Origin of the sequence: Dyadobacter sp., from assembly GCF_051859145.1 — a bacterium.
Classification (GTDB): Bacteria; Bacteroidota; Bacteroidia; order Cytophagales; family Spirosomataceae; genus Dyadobacter.
Window position 1 is genome coordinate 1 of the sequence record NZ_JBHYGF010000249.1, and the last position, 6,540, is coordinate 6,540.

Annotated in this window: 5 protein-coding genes; 2 read left to right on the top strand and 3 right to left on the bottom strand. The window is 48.8% G+C overall.

What is annotated here, in order from left to right; genetic code table 11:
- Together ACTIE6_RS14960 and ACTIE6_RS14965 are read left to right on the top strand one after the other, a co-directional pair.
- Positions 1–1,772: FAD-dependent oxidoreductase (locus ACTIE6_RS14960; RefSeq protein ID WP_439557404.1), on the top strand; the 1,772-nt coding region annotated here is incomplete at its 5' end.
- Positions 1,773–1,777: 5 nt separating this feature from the next.
- Complete coding sequence (locus tag ACTIE6_RS14965) at positions 1,778–2,872, top strand: hypothetical protein (RefSeq protein ID WP_439557405.1); 1,095 nt, start codon at positions 1,778–1,780, stop codon at positions 2,870–2,872.
- Between the two features lie 61 nt (positions 2,873–2,933).
- On the opposite strand, the gene ACTIE6_RS14970 is transcribed toward ACTIE6_RS14965, so the two are convergent.
- The 3 genes from ACTIE6_RS14970 to ACTIE6_RS14980 all read right to left on the bottom strand — a co-directional run.
- Complete coding sequence (locus ACTIE6_RS14970) at positions 2,934–4,658, bottom strand: ATP-binding protein (RefSeq protein WP_439557406.1); 1,725 nt, start codon at positions 4,656–4,658, stop codon at positions 2,934–2,936.
- A 29-nt stretch (positions 4,659–4,687) separates the two neighbouring features.
- Positions 4,688–5,812: a sensor protein KdpD gene (locus ACTIE6_RS14975; RefSeq protein ID WP_439557407.1), complete on the bottom strand. Its 1,125-nt coding sequence runs from the start codon at positions 5,810–5,812 to the stop codon at positions 4,688–4,690.
- Between the two features lie 143 nt (positions 5,813–5,955).
- Positions 5,956–6,540, bottom strand: a 585-nt coding sequence (locus ACTIE6_RS14980) for an outer membrane beta-barrel protein (protein WP_439557408.1), incomplete at its 5' end; no start/stop codon positions are given.

Sequence of the window (6,540 nt, forward strand, 5' to 3'; positions counted from 1 at the left end):
AAAATGAAGAAGCGGAAAGGCTTGCGCTGGAAGCGAATATGAACAAAAAGATCGGGCGGCAGATCTATCACCTGCGCTCGGTGGTGGACAAAGGCGGGCAGTTTCTGACCTCGGCGATACTTTGTCAGGCAGTTGCCAAAGACAATACTGTAAAAGGGGTGGTAGTGTGCCGCCACGGACAACTGGAACTGGTTTTGGGAGATATTACCATTGATGCTACCGGAGACGGTGACGTGGCTGCGATGGCAGGTGCGAGCTTCCAGATCGGCGATTCACGCATTGGATTTACACAAAATTACAGTCAATGGGACATTGCCGGCGCGGGGAAACTACCCTCGGCCACCAACCGCGACTACGACATTCTCGACAACCGGAAAGTCTCCGAGCAGCAGCGTGGCCTTTTCATCTCGCATTACGAGGCGCATTGTTACGACTTCCACCCGTTTATGACCGTGCGTGAATCGCGGCGCATTGACGGTATTCATAACATCGACCTGATTGATTGTGTGGAAAAGCGGCATTTCGAGGACGTACTGGCACTGGCCAGCAGCGATTTCGACCCGCATAACGTAGCTTCCTCGGAGTATAGCAAATGCGGTTTCTTACTTCCCCACTCCAATGACATTACCGTTGAAATTCCTTACCGCTCCATTGTTCCTAAAAAACTCGATGGCCTGCTGATTTCGGGACGTGGATTCGGGCAGAGCCGCAATGCTTTACAGTTCACGAGGATGACCGCCGATTTGTTAGTATTAGGTTACCTCACGGGACAAATTGCCGCCGACATTGCCTGGAAAAAAGTGCGTCCGAGAGATTACAACGTCAGTTCTTTACAAAAAGAATGGGTTTCGCTCAATTATCTTCCTGCTGAATATTTAAGCAATAAACCGGGTGACCTCCGCGCCGACAAAGCAGAAATAGAACGCCGCGTGCAACAGCTGGAATCGGGCGCGCCTGAATATTTATATGAATGCAGCCGGGTGGAGAAATCGCTGATTTTACCATTGCTCAAAGAACGTTTTGCCAAAACCGATCACGCGGAAGGGAAACTGCTGCTCGCCAAAATGCTGGCGTGGTTTGGTGATGGAAGTGGCAATGCCCTGATTGGCGCAGAACTGGCCAATTTGTTCGAGCTGGAACAGGAAGACGGTTATCCAAAGGGTTATATCGACGATTATGACAACATTCGCGGCCGTCCGAAAAACAAGCTGGAAGGATTGTTCTGGAAAATCAATCAGAATATCGCATTGCTGGGCATGTCCGGAAGCGGCTCTGAGACGGCAAAAATCCGGCATATTCTTGAAAAAACAGCTTCCGGCGGCGGAATGGTACCGCGTACCAGCGACTACTTCAATGAGCGCATTGATATCAAATTTGTCCCGTTCCACAACCGCATCATCGCGCTTGCGGTATATGCCGAGCGCCTGCCCGATCCTTCACTGATCAGCGGTTTTGAAAATGTATTGAAAGATCCGAACGTGGGCGGTTTTGTGACTTCAACCTACGAAAAAGTGAGGTGGCGTGTGTACGGCGGATCGCTGGAAATCAGCGTGGCGGCGGCTATGGCGCGTTGCGGAAGTAAGAAAGGATATGAGCTTTTACAAGCTTACCTTGGAGATCTGCATTATAATTACAAAATGTTTGCACTTAATGAGCTCAAAGAACTCACGGGTAAAAACTGGGATTACAAACCGCAGGATTGGCAAAAACACCTGGCAGGACTCTCCTACCCGCAGCCTGTGAAGGCGTTGAAAAAAGAAGTAGAAATTTAGTATCAATGCTAAAAAACCGATTAATACCGCTGTTGTTCCTGCTCTCCACCACGCTGACTTTCGGGCAGCTGGTGGAAAGAACCTATTACCGGACTCCCGAGCTGGAAAAGCTGACTTTGACGACAGAAGGATTCTCAGCAAGTATTAACGACGACAAAATGGAACCCTTCTCGGTTCAGGAATTTACTACTCCCGACGGAATTATTTACTGGTACCGCCGCATTGCCACCGAGGTATGCCTCACCGGCGACTGCCGCCCGATAGACGTTGGCATTTATTGGGATGGAACCGGCGACTTTGCCGGGCTGGAAGTATTTAAAGAGCCATTAACCAAAACCGACCACAGCGATTTCACCACGTTCGATTACAGAAAACTGATGTCGATCCTGAACGATGACTGGTCCCCATTGCGGGAATATTCGCTGGCTGAGCTGGTGGACGAAAAGAAGGAAGACAGCGTGGACGTTGTTTCCGGTGCTACCAAGCATGAAATCGCGCAGGCGGCGGTGGAGAAGGCAGTTTACACCACGCATACACTCTGGCATTTGATCCACGTAGGAGAAAAAGAACAACTTGCCAAACTTACTGCCGCGAAATTGACTGACAAAAACCTGCTCGAAAAAGCATTGCAGACACAACGCGAAAAGTACCAGCCTTTTTTGCTTGATATGTTCGCGCAGGGAAATCTGCCGCAAAACAGCTTCACAGAATCGCTCGTGTTGAACAGCCTGACAGATGCTGCAAATCCTGCGCTGCACGCAGTAACACTCAATGCATTACAGCAGCTGGACCTGACAGAACCTGCATTACAGGACCGCCTCGCAGCCATTTACAAGAATAAAAAGCAGCCCGAACGCGTGGAGTTACTAACCCGGTTCCGACCCGCAGCCCAGCTCTCTGAAAAATTTTACAATGCGCTGGCAGAAGATTTAAGTGCGGAAAATCCCTGGATGTCTGTCAAAATTCTCACCGCCTTAAAGCACAGCCGTACCCAATCTCCCCAGGTTTTGGAAACCATAAAAAAACTTGCGCAAAGCGACATTCCGGTCGTGCAAAAAGCAGTAAAAGAATTTGAAAGCGCACGATCAGCCTCGCGCTAGCGACTTCTGAATTAAACCCGGCAAAGTACCCTGCATTTTCAATGTGTTTGCCGAAGATTATTTACGCCCTGGCCAGCTCAAAATGAAATGTACTTCCCATTCCTACTTCGCTATCGACGCCGATACTGCCGCCTTGTGCTTCGATAAACTCTTTACTGATCGCCAGTCCCAATCCCGTACCGGTTTTGGCGCTTCCGGGTACCTGGAAATAGCGGTCAAATATCCTGTCGCGGTACCGGCTGTCTATACCTTTTCCTTCGTCTTTCACCGAAAACCGGATCGCATTCTTTTCTTCCCTAATCTCGACGAGCACCTTGCTTTCAGGCTGGGAATACCGGATCGCATTGGTCAGGAAATTGATCAATACCCACGCCGTTTTTTCCAGATCGGCTTTCACGTCCGGTAAATACTCAGGTACCAGGATCATCAACTTGATATCTTTTTGATCAACAGTTGTTTTTACTGCGTCCAAAGCATATTGCAGGATCTGCTCCGGCTTGCTTTGCTGAATGGTCAGCTGAATGTTCCCCGTTTCGACCTGCGACATGTTCAGCAGCTCGCCCGTGATTTTCAGGAGCCGGTCGCTGTCTTCGCGTATGCTTTCAATAAGCTGTCTCTGCTGCTCGTTCACCTCGCCGGTATGCTGGTTATCCAGCAATTGCAGGCTCATTTTAATGGAAGAAATGGGCGTTTTCAACTCGTGTGAAACAGTTGCAATAAAGTTCGTTTTGGCGAAATCCAGTTCTTTGAACATCGTCACATTCTTCAAAACGATCACCTGACCTATAAAAGCCTTCTGCCGCTCGCCGGTCTTCGTGATGGTGATATCCACTATTTCCTTCTCAAAGTAGCTTTCCTTATTGTTGGCGTAAATTTTCAATGCGGGTTGACTGCCCGACGTGCTGGCAGTCTGCGGTTGCTGGATCAGCGCGCGGATCAGGTCATTTTGCAGGGACAATTCCAATGCCGACCGCCCGATCATATCCGACATGGAAAGTCCTGTGATCTTCAATGCTTCCTCATTGGCAAAAAGGATCATTTTATTTTCATCCAAACCAATAACCGGTTCGTGCATATTGTTGATCAAAGCTTCAATGCGTTTCTTCTCGATCAGTATCCGGGACAAATTGCTGTTGTCATATTCTTCAAGTTTCTCGGCCATTGTATTAAAAGAATCAGCCAATTGGCCGAATTCATCCTTGCGGTCGAGGTGAACGCGTTGTGCATAATTCTTGCCCGCGATTTCACGAAAGCTTTCAGCCAGCGCTTTGATAGGGTTGGCAATGCTGCCGGGCAAATTGATAAATAATGTCAATGAAACTATAAAGCAAATGGTACCGGCAATGAGAATCCACGTAATCGCCGATTTGACAGTAAGTACCGCTTTATCGCTTTTTGCATGTATCGCACGCATGTTCACACCCATAATCTCCGAGATATTTTTCCTGATCAGCGGCAACAGTTCTGCCTGGTCGGGAGCAGATAGCAAATCCAGAAAGTGATCTTCCACGCGCTGGGTAGCCTCCGCCTCTCCTGTCTCGGTAATATTTGCTTTTTGTTTTTTCAAATTCGTCTGAAAGGCCAGCCTCGCGTTTGGGTCTGCCTGCATTTGGTCCAGCGCTGCGAGCATGTTGCGGGAATATTCCAGCGACTGGTAGTTGTCCGCCAGAATGTTGGTAGTATCGTCGCGCAGACTGTAAACGTATTTGGAGGCTATGAGTGTAAGCAGCAAAATCATCACGAAGAGCAGACCGATGCTCAGGCGAAGTTTGGTTTTAATGTTCATGCGTTGGGTTGTTTGGCGTGTATCCAATTTTAAGAAAGGATGACGAGATCAGTGTTTGATGATGAAAGTTTTTTCAGCAGGTTATTAAAGAGATTTGTAACCAAAATGACCCTTATCAATGTGATATGCGGCTTTCCAATGCAAATGGTAGTAATTTCTTTCTGCTCGGCTACCTGAATAATTGCCTCCGAGATATTGCGGTTTTGCACGCGGATGATCTCTGCGCCCATTTCGGTTGCCAATTTAAAGTTATTGATCAAATGCCGCTGCTTGTCCAATGCAATCCTGTCTTTGCTTTCCTTGGGCGTTTCTACATACAATAGAAACCATTTGCTGTTGTAATAACTCGCAAGCCGCGCGGTTTTCCGGATCACATGTTTGGCAGTCACTTCATTGGTACTGACGCAGGCCAGGAATTTCTCCCTGCGCTGCGCAATCATTTTCGGTACCTGAGAATCCACTTTTCGTTCCACCTGACTGGCTACTTCCTTCAATGCCAGCTCACGTAGTTGCAGGATATTGTCGGATTGAAAAAAGTGATTGAGCGCAGTCTGGATTTTCTCGGGCTGGTAAATTTTGCCTTCCTTCAAACGCGTGATCAATTCGTCTGCTGTTAAATCGATGTTTACGACTTCATCTGCCATCGCGAGCACATTGTCGGGGATCCGCTCGCGCACCTCCACACCCGTAATCTGCCTGACTTCCTCATTCAGGCTTTCAATGTGCTGGATATTTACCGCGCTGATCACATTGATCCCCGCTTCTAAAATTTCCAGCACATCCTGCCAGCGTTTGTCATTTTTACTGCCCTCAATATTTGTATGCGCCAGCTCGTCGACAATCACAATCTCCGGCCGTAACCCGATCACCGCCTGCACATCCAATTCATCGAGTTCTTTCCCTTTATAAAAGAGCTTCCTGCGTGGAATCACGGGCAGCCCGTCCAGTAAATCGTGGGTTTCTTTCCGGTTATGCGTCTCCACATACCCGATCTTCACATCAATCCCATTCCGCATGAGCGTATGCGCCTCCTGCAACATCCGGTAAGTCTTCCCGACCCCGGCACTCATGCCAATATAAATTTTAAACTTACCCCGCCGGGATTTTTTGATCAGGTCAAGGAAGTGCTGGGCGTTGGGGGTTGTGTCGGGCATCGGGTTGGGGGGACAGGGGGTTGTTTTCTTCTTTCTTTTTGTCGCCCTGAGCGCACCGGGTGACAAAGGGAACTGCGCTCAGGTAACAAGGCAGCTGCATTCAGGGTGACAAATGTGGTTGAGCCTAGATGGCTGAGTTTACACTAAAATGCTATCGCCAGCGCCGTCGTGACAAAAGTATTGTTCTTACTTACACCACCCTTTCGCTCAGCAAAAATCGGATCTTTACCCGATAGCGTTCGTGCTTCAATTCTCCAAACCATGTTCGGCAAAATCAGGTAATCTGCATTGATTGAATAACCCCAGGTCCTGAAACCCGACTCCGTTCCCGTGGCAATGATTACACCATTCCGGTCCTCAAAGTACTCCCCGCGCGCCGCAATATTTACCTTTGGGGTCGGCGAGTAGCGGATGATCATGACCGGTACCATCCATTGGTTATACTTGCTGCTGCCTTTTTCTTTCTGCTCGGTACCATAGTCAAAACCGGCGGTAATTCCCCATTGCGGGCTAAGCTGGAAGATTCCGTACACATTATGATAGTACCGCATCAGGCGCGCGCTGTCGGGCTTGTCGTTTCCGATGAAGGTGCTGTAATTTAATGTCACAGCCGGACTTGGTTTGTAGGTGACCTGGGTTCCGAATGCGGGTGTGGTGTTGCCGTTCACACGCTGGATGCGCTGCCAGCCGTTCAGGTACATCGCCGCCAGGTAAAGTTTTCCATTATT